Here is a 13,991-nt window from a genome sequence, read left to right on the forward strand (position 1 = left end):
CTCGCGGCGTGACCGCAATCGACCCGGAGCTGAGTGCTGGGCACCAGCTCCCCTCGGACCCGTCGAGCGGTCGTCCCCGTGTCTCCGACGTCGTCAGCGCCTACGTGGGCCTGACGAAGCCGCGGATCATCGAGCTGCTGCTCCTGACGACCGTGCCGATGATGTTCCTCGCCGCCGAAGGGGTCCCCGGCCTCTGGATCGTGGTCGCCACCTTCGTCGGCGGGGCGCTCTCCGCCGGATCGGCGAACGTCCTCAACTGCGTCTTCGACGCCGACATCGACCAGCAGATGCGCCGTACGCGCCGCCGTCCGCTCCCGCGGCACGCGGTCACGACACGCAACGCGCTCGTCTTCGGCCTCGTGCTCGCCGTCGTCTCGACGCTGTGGCTCGGGTTCCTCGTCAACTGGCTGTCGTCCGGGCTCGCGCTGGCGGCGAACGTCTTCTACGTCGTCGGCTACACGATGCTGCTCAAGCGTCGTACCGCCCAGAACGTCGTGTGGGGCGGGCTCGCCGGCTGCTTCCCGGCCCTGATCGGCTGGACGGCCATCACCAACGAGCTGGCCTGGCCGCCGTTCATCATGTACGCCGTCGTGTTCTTCTGGACGCCGCCGCACACGTGGGCGCTGGCGACCCGCTACCGCGAGGACTACGCGCAGGCCGACGTGCCGATGCTTCCGGTGATCGCCCCGGCGACGGTGGTCGGGCGCAAGATGCTCGCCTACTCGTACGCGATGGTCGCGGTGTCGCTGCTGCTGTGGCCCGTGGCCTCGACCGGCTGGTTCTACCCGGTGGTCGCGGCGGTGCTCGGTGTGGCGTTCCTCGTCGAGGCGCACCTGTTCCTGGCCCGGGCGCACCGGTCGAACGAGCTGAGCGTGCTCAAGCCGATGCGACTGTTCCACTGGTCCAACGCCTACCTCGCGCTGCTCTTCGTCGCGGCGGCGGCGGATCCCTTCCTGCGCTGACCCCCGGGCGCCTGCTGCGGGTCCGCTGACGCCCGACGGATCTTGAGGGATTCGGCCCACGACGTGGGTGCAATCCCTCGTCTTCCGTCTGGCACGCGGCGTCGTCGTGACGCACAACGGACTCGCGTGCGCTCCGGGGTCCGTTCTCGGTGGGCTCACGGCGCTCGCACGCGCGGGCCTGACGGGTTTCGTCTCGCCGACGACCTTCGTCGTGTTGCCGGAGGGCGCCGACCGACCCGCGATCGAGGGCGTGGTCCCGCACTGGAGCACCATGCTCGACGAGCGTGACGTCCCTCCGCCGCGCGAGCCCGCACGGACGAGGCCACCGCGCAGCGTGCGTGATGCTGCCAGCAGACGCGGTCCGTGTCGCCACCGTGCGCTCATCGTGGAGTCGATCGTGGATGCCTCCGGAGGGATCCAGTCGCTTCCGGAGCGCGACTTCGGCCAGATCAGGTTCTGCAACGGGTCCCGAGCCCGACGCGGCAGAGCGCCACCCGACGCCCGAACGAGATCGTGATCGCGGGCCCGCGGCTCCTCACGTTCAGCTCGTACGCGATCTGGCGTGAGCCCGATTTCGTCGCCAACCACTCGGGCGGCTCTTGCGAGACGCCGGTTGGCAGGCAGCCGCCTGAGCGTCCCTCAAGATGCGTCAGACGGGGTCGGGGATGGGGCCGGGTACGTGGGGGCAGGCGCGGTGGCCGGGGTGCGGGACTCGAGGGCGGCCCAGGTCGCGGCGGCGGCGAGCATCCCGGCGCCGAGCATGTGGAGGCCGACGAGGACGACGGGCAGATCCGTGAAGTACTGGAAGAACCCGATCACGCCCTGTCCGAGCTCGACGACGAGGAGCACGATCGCGGCGCGGATGGCGACCTTCGCACCGACGGCCTTGTAGGCCAGCAGGAGCCCGACCGAGAGTCCGAGCAGCAGGAACACTGCGTCCGTGTGGAGCTGGGTCACCGCTGCCGGGTCGAACCCGTTGCGTGGTGTGTCCGGGTCGCCGGCGTGCGGGCCGGCACCCGTGACGACCGTGCCGATCATCACGGTCGCCCACATCGCGCCGTACGTCACCCACCCGAGGAGCTGGAGGGGCGCAGGCACCGTCGGCGGATACCAGGCCGCCGGGTGGTATGTCTGGCGCAGGAGCACCGTGGACAGACTGACGAGGCCGATCGAGACCGCGAGATGGACTGCGACCGCCCAGGAGTTGAGGTCGACGAGGACGGTGATGCCGCCGATCACAGCCTGTGCGGGAATGCCGAGAGCCATCAAGGTCGCCACGACCACCGCACGCGGCCGGCGAGGGCGCCATGCGCGCACCGCGAACCACGTCGCGACCGCGATCGCGACCAGGACGAAGGTCAGGAGCCGGTTGCCGAACTCGATCACCCCGTGCATGCCGAGCTCGCCGTGGGGGACGTACGACGCGTCGCTGCACCGTGGCCAGGTCGGACACCCCAGACCCGAGTCGGTCAGTCGCACCGCCGCTCCGGTGACGATGATCAGGATGTTGGCGACGAGCGACGCCCACGCCCATCCACGGACGAAGCCAGTCGTCGCCGTACGGAACCTGCTCAGCATGCCTACTACTCCCATTTGAACGTTCGCGCAGTCGCGATCGACGCGACGGCGGCCCACACGACAAGCACCACCACGCTCGAGGTCGGCAGTGCGCCGCCCTCGAACACGGTGCGCAGCCCCTCGGACAGCGCCCCTGACGGCAGCAGCTCCAAGAACGCCTGAGCCGCCTCAGGGTAGCGGTCGAGCGGGACGAGCACGGCCCCACCCACCAGCAGCAGCACGTACACGAGGTTTGCCACCGCCAGTGTCGCCTCCGCACGCAGGGCGCCCGCGAGCAGCAGGGCCAGCGCGGCGAAGGCTGCGGTGCCCAACAGCGACAGGACGAGCATCGACACGTACGAGACCGCGCCGCCATGAGGCTGCCAGCCGAGCCACAGCGCGACCAGGCAGAGCACGACGAGCTGCACCGCCTGGACCAGCAGGACCGATCCGATCTTGCCGACGAGCAGGCCCCACCGGGGGAGCGGCGTCGTCCCGAGCCGTTTGATCACCCCGTACCGGCGCTCGAAGCCGGTCGCGATCGCCAGCGACGTGAACGACGACGACAAGATCGCGAGGGCGAGGACGCCGGGCGTGATGATGTCGATCGGGCGACCCGGGCCGAGGTCGACGATGCGGGTGGCCTCCGTGCCGGCCACGAGCAGCAGCAGCGGGATCACCAGCGCGAGGAGGAGCTGCTCGCCGTTGCGCATCAGCAGCCGGGTCTCCATCAGCGTCTGCGCGGCCACCATGCGGCCGAGCGGCGCGGCGCCGGGCCGTGGCGCGAAGTCGAGGCTCACGAGCGCAGCTCCCGTCCGGTCAGGTCGAGGAAGACGTCCTCGAGGGTGCGGCGGCGTACGGCGATGCCGTCGAGCAGGATGCCCTGCCCGGCGCACCACGTGGTGACCGTCTGGAGCAGCTGCGGGTCGATCGTGCCGGAGACGAGGTAGGCGCCGGGGGTCTGCTCGACGACCTGCGACCCCGCCGGGAGCACCGCGAGGAGCCCGGAGACGTCGATGCCGGTCGGGCCGGACAGACGCAGGGAGTTCTCGGCGCCTTCGCTGGTGAGGCTCTTCGGGGTGCCGGAGGCGATGAGGCGGCCGTGGTCGAGCACGTGCACCCAGTCGGCCAGACGCTCCGCCTCGTCCATGAAGTGGGTGGTCAGGACGACGGTGACTCCGCTCGCGCGCAGCTCGTCCACGAGCTCCCATGTCGAACGTCGCGCCTGCGGATCGAGGCCGGCGGTCGGCTCGTCGAGGAAGACGAGCTCGGGGCGCCCGACCAGCGCGGTCGCGAGCGCGAGGCGCTGCTGCTGGCCGCCGGAGAGCCGCCGGTATGGGGTACGGCCGACGCCGCCGAGCCCCAGCCGGTCGATCAGCGCGTCGACGTCGAGCGGGTGCGCGTACAGGCGGGAGACGTAGCGGAGCATCTCGTGCGGGTACGAAGCCGACCACGAGCCGCCGCTCTGCAGCATCACCCCGACACGGGGGCGCAGACGGGCGGCATCGCGTACGGGATCGAGCCCGAGGACGCGGACCTTGCCCTCCTGCGGGCTCCGGTAGCCCTCACAGGTCTCGATCGTGGTCGTCTTGCCCGCGCCATTGGGCCCGAGGACGGCTGTCACGGTGCCCGGCTCGACGGTGAGGCTGAGGCCGTCGACCGCCGTCGCGTCGCCGTAACGCATGACGAGGCCGGCGACCTCTACGGCGAGGAAATCCACTGGAACAGTCTAGAGAGCCGGTGCTTGGATAGGGTCTTCGGGGGCCACCAGCGGGGTGGCCCTATGCATGGGGGGTTCCCTTGTTCGGCAGCCTTGGCCGCTATATCGTCCGTCATCCCTGGCAGGTCATCCTCGCGTGGATCCTGCTTGCCGTCGTCGTGGTCGCGACGGCGCCCAAGCTGGAGTCGACCTCGGACGAGGCAGACTTCCTCCCTAGCCACTACGAGTCGATCAAGGCGCTCGAAGCCCAGCAGGAGGCGTTCCCCGAGCTCGCCGACACCGAGCCGGCGGCGATCGTGGTCGTCGACCGCGCGGACGGCGCACCGCTGAGCGAGCAGGACGTCGCGGCGGTCGAGGAGATGGCGCAGGACCTGAGCACCGCCGACATCGACCTCCTCGACGACGTCCGTGCCAACCCGCCGTCGGAGAACGGCCTCGTCCAGACCATCAGCGTCGGACTGGCCGAGGGCACCGACCCCTTCGACGTCGCGCTCAACGACAGCGCCGAAGAGCTGCGGGAGCAGGTCGCGGACGCGGCAGAGGGCACCGACCTCCGCGTCGGTGTCACCGGGTCGATCGCGCAGAACCTCGATGCGACCGAGGCGGCGAGCGGCGCCGAGGCCGCGGTCGGTGTCGCGACGATCGGCCTCATCGTCGTGCTGCTGCTGGTGATCTTCCGGAGTCCGATCATCGCTCTGCTCCCGATCGTGGTGATCACGATCGTCTCCCAGGTCGCGACGGGGTTGATCGCCTACGCCAACGAGCTGTTCGGCCTCCAGACCGACTCGTCGATCACCGTCATCCTCATCGTGGTGCTGTTCGGCATCGGCACCGACTACATCCTCTTCGTGATGTTCCGCTACCGCGAGCGGCTCCGAGAGGGTGAGGGGCCGAAAGAGGCGATGATCCACGCGATCGAGCGCGCGGGTGAGGCCATCGCCTCGGCCGGCGGCGCCGTCATCGTGGCGTTCCTCGCGCTGGTGCTCTCCACGCTCAGCATCTTCCGCGCGATCGGGCCCGCCCTCGCCATTGCGGTCGCGGTGACGGTCGTCGCTGCGCTCACGCTCGTCCCTGCGGTGGTGTCGCTGCTCGGCACGAAGGTGTTCTGGCCCTCGAAGGCGTGGAAGAAGGAGCCTCGCTCGGCCCGCTTCGGCGCGATGGGCGGCGCGCTCGGTCGCCACCCGGGCCGCTTCGCGCTCGCCTCCGGCCTGCTGCTGGCGTCGCTCGCGGTCTTCGCGTTCGGCTTCAAGCCATCGTTCGACTTCTCGCAGATGAGCCTGCCGGACGATGCCGAGTCGATGGTCGCGAGCGAGCGCATGCTCGAGGGCTACCCGGCCGGCGCGACCGCGCCGCAGACCGTCGTCCTGCAGAGCACGGACGATGCGCCGCTGGAGCAGGCCGACCTCGCGTCGTACGGCGAGGCGCTGAACGCGGCCGAGGGTGTCGCGCAGGTCGCCGAGCCGATCCCCAACAGCGACGGCACGGCCGCGATCTTCGTCGTGACCCTCGACGACGACCCGATGTCCGACGTGGCCATGGAGCACGTCGAAGGGCCGATCCGCACCGCGGCGCACGACGCGGCACCGGACGGTTCCGAGGCCCTGGTCGGTGGGACGACGTCGATCTTCGTCGACCTCCAGGACGCGATGGTCCGCGACTACTCCGTCGTGTTCCCGGTCGCGGCGCTGATGATCATGGTCATCCTCGCGCTTCTCCTGCGCAGCCTCGTCGCCCCGCTCTACCTGATGGCGTCGGTGGGTCTCGGATTCGCCGCGACGCTCGGCGCGACGGTGCTGGTGTTCCAGGTGGCGCAGGGCCAGGACGGCCTCATCTTCATGCTGCCGATCTACATCTATCTGTTCGTCACGGCACTGGGCACCGACTACAACATCTTGATGATCGCGCGGCTCCGCGAGGAGGCACGGCACGGCAAGGACCCGCACGCGGCCGCCGCCTGGGCCGTACGCCATGCGGGCCCGACAATCGCTGCGGCCGGCCTGATCCTCGCCGGCTCGTTCGCGGCCCTGATGCTCGGTGGCAACCCGTTGCTGGTCTCGATGGGCTTCGCGATCTCGTTCGGCATCCTCGTGGCGGCGTTCGTGATGTCGATGTTCTTCACGCCATCGCTGACCGCGCTCCTCGGGCACGCCGCCTGGTGGCCCGGTCGCGCCGACCGCGCCCGCCCACAGGACGAGGTCGAGGAACCGCTCGAGGTCAGCCCGCGGGCCTGACGCAGGGAGAGGCAAAGGGCCTCCGGCCGATGTCGAATCGACCGGAGGCCCTTGCGTGGGCGTGCCGTCGTCAGTCGCCGAAGCGGGCGACCAAGCGCCCAGTGACCTGGTTGGCCTTGAGCCGCTCGAGACCCTTGCCGATCTCGTCGAAGGCGATCTCCTCGTAGACCGGGGTGATCTCGCCCCTGTTCATCAGGTCGAAGACCTCCTCGATGTCCGCCACCGTGCCGCCCAGCGAGCCGATCAGCCGCTTGCCGAGGATCGTCGGTGTGACGACGGTGAAGGTGGGCTGGCCGAGTCCGACCTGGACGACGGTGCCGCCCCGCTTGACGGCGTTCAGGGCCTTCTGGGTCGTGTCGAAGCCGGCGTAGTCGACGATGAGGTCGAAGTCGGGTCCCTTGCCCCAGCCTTGGCTCGCGCTGGCCCACTCGGAGGCGTCCTTGACGCAGCTGGTGACACCTGCCTCGCGGGCGATGGCCCAGACGTCCTCCTTCATCTCCGCGACGTGGACCTCGGCACCGGCGAGGACCGCAGCCCGTGCGCCGATCTGGCCGAGACCGCCGAAGCCGATCACCCCGACCTTCATCCCGGCCGTTGCGCCACCCTCCTTGATGATCGCGTGATAGCTGGTCATGCCTGCGTCGGTGGCCAGTGCCGCCAGGGAGAGCGAGAGCCCGTCGGGAACGCGAGCGAGGTCCCGGAAGTCAGCGGCGAGCTTGTCGGCGAACCCGCCGGGCGTGAACATGCCGAGCGGCGGTTGGACGCCGGAGGAGTTCACACCCACGACGTCCCCGACCGCGAATCCCTCGACCTCGACGCCCAGCGCGCTGATGATCCCCGCATTCTCGTGTCCCTGCGTCATGGGGAGGTGTGGCATGACGCGGTCGCCGGTCTCCATGTACATGAGGTCGGAGTGGCACAGTCCCGCAGCCTTGACGTCGATGATGACCTGGGTCGGGCCGGGCGTGGGCTCGGGAACGTCGTTCATCTGGATCGGCTGATGATTGCCGGGGTACTGCCACGCCTTCATGGCAACGGCCCTTTCTCGGTGGGGAAGCTGCATCTCCGTACGGGTGTGCGGATATCTTGAGCGTAGGTACTAAAACGTTTTAGTCCAAGGAGTCGAGAGTGGCTGTCACGATCCGCGACGTGGCGAAGGCTGCCGGCGTGTCGCCGGCCACGGTGAGCTTCGTGCTGAACGAGACGCCCACGCAGTCGTTGCGACCCGAAACGCGCGAACGCGTCCGCGCGGCAGCCGCCGCCCTCGGCTACACGCCGCACCGCATCGCACGAGCCCTGCGTGAAGGGGTGTCACGGCTGGTCGTCTTCATCGCCGGCGACCTGCACGGAGGCAGCACGGCGAGCATGATCAGCGGCCTGGAGTCCGAGCTGCGTGAGTTCGACCACCGCCTCGTCGTGCTCCACGGACCGCGCGACGAGGATCTGCTCACCGCTTTGGCACCTCGAGCGGTGCTCGACTACGCGGTGATGGACTTCGCCGACGCCGATCTCGAAGGTGAGGGGTGGGTGGATGGCCTCGCTCGACATGCGTCGGTCCAGGTGGACCACCTCGTCGACCTCGGCCATCGGCACCTGGCCATCGCCTACCCCGCGCACGGCACCGGACGGCTCTTGGAGATCCGGTTGCACCACATCCGCACGCGACTCCAGGCCGCGGGCCTGCCAGCGCCCGTCGAGCTCTCCGTCCCCGACGACCGCCAGGAGGCCGCGGCTGGTCTGACGCGACTCCGCGAGCAGCATCCGGAGGTCACGGCAGTGGCAGCGTACGACGACATGACCGCAATCCGAGTCCTCGCCGCCTCGGCCATCCTCGGGCTGCGGTCGCCGCAAGATCTCGCCGTGATCGGCTTCGACGAGAGCCCGTTCAGCAGCCTGTGGACGCCCGGCCTGACCACGGTTCGCATCGACGCCGAGGGCTACGGCCGGCGCGCCGCCAGACTCGCGCTGGGGATGCCCGTCGGTGCATGGACCCACCCGCCCTCGCAGGTCGTGCGGCGTGAGACGACCTGAGCTCGGCGGCTTTTTCACCACTGCTGAGGGCGAACTCCTTCTAGGGTGGTCATCGTGGATCTCCCAGTGATGCCTCCGGTACGCCCGATGCTGGCGAAGTCGGTCAAAGGTGTGCCGGACCCCGCCAAGGTCGACGGCGGTCTGTCGTACGAGCCCAAGTGGGACGGGTTCCGCTGCATCGTCTTCCGCGACGGCGACACCGTCGAGATGACGAGCCGCAACACGCGTGACCTCACCCGCTACTTCCCGGAGCTGGTCACCGCGTTCCTCGAGCACCTCCCCGAGCGCTGCGTCCTCGACGGCGAGATCATCGTGGCGATCGATGGACGGCTCGAGTTCGAGGTCCTCCAGGAGCGCATCCACCCGGCCGCGTCGCGGATCGGGCTGCTCGCCGAGCAGACTCCGGCCTCGTACGTCGCGTTCGACCTGCTGGCGCTCGGCGACGACGACCTGACGGGGGAGCCGTTCGAGCTGCGGCGCGCCCGCCTCGTCGAGGCGCTCCAGGACGCGGGCGCGCCGGTGCACACGACCCGTACGACGCTCGACCCCGTGGTCGCCGAGGAGTGGTTCGGGCACTTCGAAGGCGCCGGCCTCGACGGTGTCGTCGCCAAGCCGTTGCGCTCCCCGTACGAGCAGAACTCCCGCACGATGCTCAAGATCAAGCATGAGCGCACCGCCGACGTCGTGGTGGCGGGCTACCGGTTCCACAAGACGTCGACGCCTGAGCGACCCCTCCTCGGGTCGATGCTGCTGGGGCTGTTCAACGACGAGGGCGTCCTCCAGCACGTCGGCGTGTGCGCCGCGTTCACCGAGGCGCGGCGCGCGGAGCTGGCGGCGGAGCTCGACCGGCTCAAGGTGCCGTTCGCCGACCACCCGTGGGGCCGATGGGCAGAGGCCGAGGCCCACGCGGAGGGCGATCGCCTGCCCGGGGCACAGAGCCGCTGGAGCGCCGGCAAGGACCTCTCCTTCGTGCCGATCGAGCCGGTGCTGGTCGCCGAGGTCGCGTACGAGCACATGGAGGGCACGCGGTTCCGGCACACCGCCCGCTTCAAGCGGTGGCGCCCGGACCGCGACCCCGAGTCATGCACGTACGAGCAGCTCGAGGAAGTTGCCTCGTACGACCTCGCCGACGTCCTCGGCTGAGCCCGGACGTCATACGTCCTGCGGGCCGTAGCCCGCAGGACGTATGACGTTGCGGCGGCGTCAGCGGGTGACGGTGGCCGACGGACGGAGCGGGATGTCGCGGAGGAGGCGGTGCAGGATCGCGACGACAGCGGCGATCGCCGCGAGCGAGATCAGTACCAGGACGACGGCCGGGAACATGTTGTCTCCCAGCACCGCGTCGACGCCTGCGGAGTAGACGCCGCCACCGAGTGCGATCTCGGCCCCGACGACCAAGGTGACCACGAGGATCAGGCCGACGGTCCCCCCGATCCCTCCCCAGCGGTAGTAGCCGACCGCGAGGGCGACGCCGCCGAGGAAGTACGCGATGCTGGTCAGCGACCACGAGAGCCAGATGCCGAAGAAGTCGCCCGACGAGTCGTACAGGCCGGGGTCGGCGATCGCGGTCGACCAGTCCAGGCCGCCGAAGACCAGCGACTCGACGAGCATCCCGACCGCTCCGGCGAAGGCGTACGTGACGCCCAGCGCGAACCCCGCGACGACGACACCCCGGGTGAAGGACCGGCGGGTGGCGCCGCCGGCGAGGTGCATCGGCAGCATCGCCAGCGGGATGATGATGCCCATGACGCCGAGGAAGTACGGCGCGGAGCCGAGGACGCCGTCGGCGATGCTGCCCTCGACGTCTGCCCAGGTGTCGATCACGACCGTCAGGCCGACCGAGATCAGGACGACGGCGATCCAGAAGTAGGCGCCGATCTGCCACGTGCCGACGAACGTCGCGTACGCGCTGGTCCACATGCCGCGCCGCTCCTGCGTACGGGCATCCGCATCGAGAGTGTCGGTCATCGGACTGTCTCCTGGGTCAGGTGGATGAAGAGGTCTTGGAGCGACACCCGGGCCACCTCGACACCCGCCTCGCGAGCCAGAGCCAACTCAGCGGGGTCGAGGGACCCTTCGAGGGTGATCTGCGTGCTGCCGCCGAGGCTGCGGGTGGACAGGGTGCGCCGACCGTCGGTGAGCTTGGTGACCGCACTGGTCGGCCCGACCAGGCTGATCGCCCGGTCCCGGACGGTGTCGGCCGTCTCGGCGAGCAGCGTCTTGCCCTCGTGGATCACCACGACGTCCTCGAAGAGCCGCTCCACCTCGTCGATGAGGTGGCTCGAGACGACGATCGTGCGGGGGTGGTCGGTGTAGTCGTCGAGCAGCGCGTCGTAGAAGGCGTAGCGGCTCGGTGCATCCATGCCGAGGTAGGTCTCGTCGAAGATCGTCAGCGGCGCGCGGCTCGCGAGGCCGATCACGCAGCCGAGCGCGGACTGCTTGCCACGCGAGAGACGGTCGGGGCAGTGGGCGGGGTCGATCCCGAACCGGTCGAGCAGTGCAGTGGCGAAGTCGGTGTCCCACGTCGGTCGCAGCTCGGAGTAGTAGCCGAGCGTCTCCTCGACGCTGGTGTCGCGCAGCACGTCGCCGGACTCGCGGACGAGCTGGACGCCGGCCATCACGACGGCGTTCTCGAACGGGTCCCGACCGTCGACGCGGACGGTCCCCGAGGTCGGGCGCCGCAGCGAGGCGAGGAGGGCGAGCGCGGTCGACTTGCCGGCACCGTTGCGGCCGAGGAGCCCGGTGATCGTGCCGGGGCGGAGCGAGAAGCTCGCGCCGTCGAGTGCAGGCTCGCCCCTGCCGTACCGGACGGTGACGTCGGTCAGCTCTGCTCCGTACGGGGTGGTCATCGTGCGTCGCCTTCCGTCACGGGGGTGGGGGAGGTGGTCGGGGTGGTGTCGTCGAGATAGGCGACGAGCTCGCGGCGGGGGATGCCGAGGAGATCGGCCTGCTCCACCGCCGGGCGGAAGACCCGGTCGAGGTACGCCGCGCGGTGCTCGTCGAGGAGCCGCTCGTGGGCGCCGTGGGCGACGAACATGCCGAGCCCGCGCCGCTTCTCGATCAGGCCCTCGTCGACGAGGATCCCGAACGCCTTCGCCGCGGTCGCCGGGTTGATGCGGAACGTGGTCGCGTACTGGGTGGTGGACATCACCTGGGCCTCCTCGGGCAGGTCGCCGCTCAGGATCTGGGCGCGAATCTGCTCGGCGATCTGGATGTAGATCGGCTCTGGTCCGTCGAACAAGATCCCGACACCTCCTGTGGTTCATTACTGGACTAATGAACCACAGGACGTGCGTCGACGCAAGCCGTTGGCTACTGGGGATCGGCCATCTCGGCGGCGACACCGAGGAGTCGTACGGAGCGGGTCCGGTCGGTCCGTTCCAGCAGCGAGGCCGCCGCATCCGCGATCACCGCGGCATCGGACGTCGGCTCGGCGAGCTTCGTGCTGCGGGTACGCGTCTCGAACGGGACGTAGCGGATCTTGAGCCGCACGCGCACCGCCGGACGTCCGTCCTCGACCACGTCGCGGGCGGCGAGCACGGCCAGTCGACGGACCTGCGCCTCGACCTCGGCGGGGTCGTCCAGGTCGGTCTGGAACGTCTCCTCGTGCCCGTGCGAGCGGGGCACCCACGGTGTCGGGTCGACGGGGGAGGCGTCGAGCCCACGGGCGAGGCGTCGGTACCACGGGCCCATCGTCGGCCCCAGCTCGGCGGCGAGCCGCTCCTCGTCCGCGTCGCCGACCTCGTGCACCGTGCGAAGTCCCAGTGCGGCCAGCTTCGCGGCGGTCTTGCTGCCGATCCCCCAGACGCCGTCGGCCGGACGGTCACCCATCACCGCCCACCAGTTGTCACGGGTCAGCGTGAACGTGCCGCGAGGCTTGCCGAAGTCGGTCGCGTTCTTCGCGCGGATCTTGTTGTCGCCGATGCCGACCGAGCAGTGCAGCCGCGTCCGCGCGAGGACCCGCTCCTGGATCGCGTGGGCGAGGGCGGTCGCGCGCGCGAGGTCGGCGTCCGGACCGGCGTCGACGAACGCCTCGTCCCACCCGAGGACCTCGACCGCCGTGCCGAAGCTGCGCAGCGCCGCCATCACCTGCTCGGACGCCTCGTCGTACGCCGGCTTGTCGACGGGCAGGAACACCGCGTCAGGGCACTTCTTGGCCGCCGTCCGCAGGGGCATGCCGGACCGGACGCCGAACTCCCGCGCCTCGTACGACGCCGTCGACACAACCGCACGCTCGGTCGGGTCGCCGCGGCCACCGACGATCACGGGGAGCCCAGCGAGCTCGGGACGGCGCAGCACCTCGACCGCGGCGATGAACTGGTCGAGATCGACGTGCAGCACCCACATCCGTCAGCCCTCGGGCGCGTCCTCGTCGGCCCAGTTGGCAGCGTTCTTGCGGCTGGGCTGCACACGCGGCGGCTCGCCCGGCATCTTGGGGTAGTCGGGTGGGTACGGCATGTCGCCGAGCCCCTGCTCCTCGTCGCGGGCGTACAGGTCGAGCAGTGGCTCGAGCGAGCACGCCGTGTCGTCGATGGCCGCGTGGAGGTCGCCGAGCTCGGCGAAGCGCGGCGGCACCGTGTGGAGGGTGAAGGCGCGCGGGTCGTCGAGCGTCGCGAGCTCGTCCCAGGTCACGGGGGTGGAGACCGGCGCGCCCGGCTTCGGGCGCAGGCTGTAGGCACTGGCGATCGTCCGGTCGCGGGCGTTCTGGTTGAAGTCGACGAAGATGCGCGCGCCTCGCTCTTCCTTCCACCAGTTCGTGGTGACCCCGTCCGTACGGCGCTCGAGCGCGCGACCGAACGCGATCGCGGCGTGACGGACGTCGGTGAAGGACCACCGCGGCTCGATGCGGACGTAGACGTGCACGCCCCGGTTGCCGCTCGTCTTGGGGAAGCCGACCATGCCGAGGTCGTCGAGCAGGGCCCGCGCCTGACCGGCCACCCGTACGGCGTCGGTGAAGTCCGTCCCCGGCTGGGGGTCGAGGTCGATGCGCAGCTCGTCGGGGTGCTCGGCGGCCTCGCGACGGACCGGCCACGGGTGGAACGTGAGCGTGCCCATCTGCGCCGCCCACGCGACCGTCGCGAGCTCGGTGGGGCAGACCTCGTCGGCCGAGCGGCCCGACGGGAACTCGATGCGGGCCGACTGGACGAAGTCGGGAGCGCCCTTGGGGAGGCGCTTCTGATAGAACGCGTCGCCGCGGTTGTCGACCCGGGTCGACAGTGTCATGCCCTCGCGGACCCCCTTGGGCCACCGCTCGAGCGTGGTCGGGCGCTCGCGCAACGCGCGCATGATGCCGTCACCCACCGCGAGGTAGTAGCGGACGACGTCGAGCTTGGTCACCTCGCCCGACCATGGCGTCGCCTCGTAGATCACGCGGTCGGGACTGCTCACCCGGACGGCACGGCTCCCACCGGGGGACTCGACCTCGACCTCGGTCGCTGCTGCAGGCATGCGACCAACCTAGGCCTTCGCGGGGACACGATGCGCGTTCGC

13 protein-coding genes are annotated in these 13,991 nt (G+C 70.2%); 4 read left to right on the top strand and 9 right to left on the bottom strand.

Translation table 11 applies throughout. The features are described from left to right. Positions 1 to 8 precede the first annotated feature (8 nt). On the top strand, positions 9 to 962 hold the full coding sequence (locus ACFSDF_RS18760) for a heme o synthase (RefSeq protein ID WP_377158687.1): 954 nt from the start codon (positions 9 to 11) through the stop codon (positions 960 to 962). 639 nt (positions 963 to 1,601) lie between these two features. Here the strand turns inward: ACFSDF_RS18760 and ACFSDF_RS18765 are convergent. The 3 genes from ACFSDF_RS18765 to ACFSDF_RS18775 are packed head-to-tail and all read right to left on the bottom strand — an operon-like array spanning position 1,602 to position 4,239. Continuing rightward, positions 1,602 to 2,540, bottom strand: a complete 939-nt coding sequence (locus tag ACFSDF_RS18765; RefSeq protein ID WP_243842945.1) for a COX15/CtaA family protein — start codon at positions 2,538 to 2,540, stop codon at positions 1,602 to 1,604. Between the two features lie 5 nt (positions 2,541 to 2,545). Then, on the bottom strand, positions 2,546 to 3,319 hold the full coding sequence (locus ACFSDF_RS18770; protein ID WP_243842944.1) for an ABC transporter permease: 774 nt from the start codon (positions 3,317 to 3,319) through the stop codon (positions 2,546 to 2,548). Continuing rightward, a complete protein-coding gene (locus ACFSDF_RS18775) occupies positions 3,316 to 4,239 on the bottom strand; it encodes an ABC transporter ATP-binding protein (RefSeq protein ID WP_243842943.1) in 924 nt (307 codons plus the stop codon). Before ACFSDF_RS18775 ends, ACFSDF_RS18770 begins: the two co-directional genes overlap by 4 nt. A gap of 80 nt (positions 4,240 to 4,319) precedes the next feature. On the opposite strand from ACFSDF_RS18775, the gene ACFSDF_RS18780 reads away from it, so the two are divergent. Continuing rightward, positions 4,320 to 6,470 (top strand): MMPL family transporter, encoded by a 2,151-nt coding sequence (locus ACFSDF_RS18780; protein ID WP_167002980.1) that lies wholly within the window; start codon positions 4,320 to 4,322, stop codon positions 6,468 to 6,470. Between the two features lie 70 nt (positions 6,471 to 6,540). On the opposite strand, the gene ACFSDF_RS18785 is transcribed toward ACFSDF_RS18780, so the two are convergent. Next, entirely contained in the window at positions 6,541 to 7,458 is a 918-nt protein-coding gene (locus ACFSDF_RS18785) for a zinc-binding dehydrogenase (protein WP_377158690.1), read from the bottom strand. Positions 7,459 to 7,598: 140 nt separating this feature from the next. Here ACFSDF_RS18785 and ACFSDF_RS18790 point away from each other — a divergent pair, with 140 nt between their 5' ends. Both ACFSDF_RS18790 and ACFSDF_RS18795 read left to right on the top strand, forming a co-directional pair. Next, complete coding sequence (locus ACFSDF_RS18790; RefSeq protein WP_208322338.1) at positions 7,599 to 8,501, top strand: LacI family DNA-binding transcriptional regulator; 903 nt, start codon at positions 7,599 to 7,601, stop codon at positions 8,499 to 8,501. A 54-nt stretch (positions 8,502 to 8,555) separates the two neighbouring features. Next, positions 8,556 to 9,644 carry an ATP-dependent DNA ligase gene (locus ACFSDF_RS18795; protein WP_167002976.1) on the top strand — a complete coding sequence of 363 codons (1,089 nt, stop codon included), beginning with the start codon at positions 8,556 to 8,558 and terminating at the stop codon, positions 9,642 to 9,644. 60 nt (positions 9,645 to 9,704) lie between these two features. On the opposite strand, the gene ACFSDF_RS18800 is transcribed toward ACFSDF_RS18795, so the two are convergent. The 5 genes from ACFSDF_RS18800 to ACFSDF_RS18820 form a co-directional block, all read right to left on the bottom strand. After that, entirely contained in the window at positions 9,705 to 10,469 is a 765-nt protein-coding gene (locus tag ACFSDF_RS18800) for a hypothetical protein (RefSeq protein WP_167002974.1), read from the bottom strand. Continuing rightward, on the bottom strand, positions 10,466 to 11,350 hold the full coding sequence (locus tag ACFSDF_RS18805) for an ATP-binding cassette domain-containing protein (RefSeq protein ID WP_167002972.1): 885 nt from the start codon (positions 11,348 to 11,350) through the stop codon (positions 10,466 to 10,468). The genes ACFSDF_RS18800 and ACFSDF_RS18805 overlap by 4 nt, the downstream gene beginning before the upstream one ends. Then, a complete protein-coding gene (locus ACFSDF_RS18810; protein ID WP_167002970.1) occupies positions 11,347 to 11,742 on the bottom strand; it encodes a GntR family transcriptional regulator in 396 nt (131 codons plus the stop codon). Before ACFSDF_RS18810 ends, ACFSDF_RS18805 begins: the two co-directional genes overlap by 4 nt. A 71-nt stretch (positions 11,743 to 11,813) precedes the next feature. Continuing rightward, positions 11,814 to 12,848, bottom strand: coding sequence for a DNA polymerase IV (locus ACFSDF_RS18815; RefSeq protein ID WP_167002968.1), 1,035 nt, complete (start codon positions 12,846 to 12,848; stop codon positions 11,814 to 11,816). A 3-nt stretch (positions 12,849 to 12,851) separates the two neighbouring features. After that, entirely contained in the window at positions 12,852 to 13,949 is a 1,098-nt protein-coding gene (locus tag ACFSDF_RS18820; protein ID WP_167002966.1) for a DNA polymerase domain-containing protein, read from the bottom strand. Positions 13,950 to 13,991 lie beyond the last annotated feature (42 nt).

It is taken from the genome of Mumia zhuanghuii, from assembly GCF_042681565.1.
GTDB lineage: Bacteria > Actinomycetota > Actinomycetes > Propionibacteriales > Nocardioidaceae > Mumia.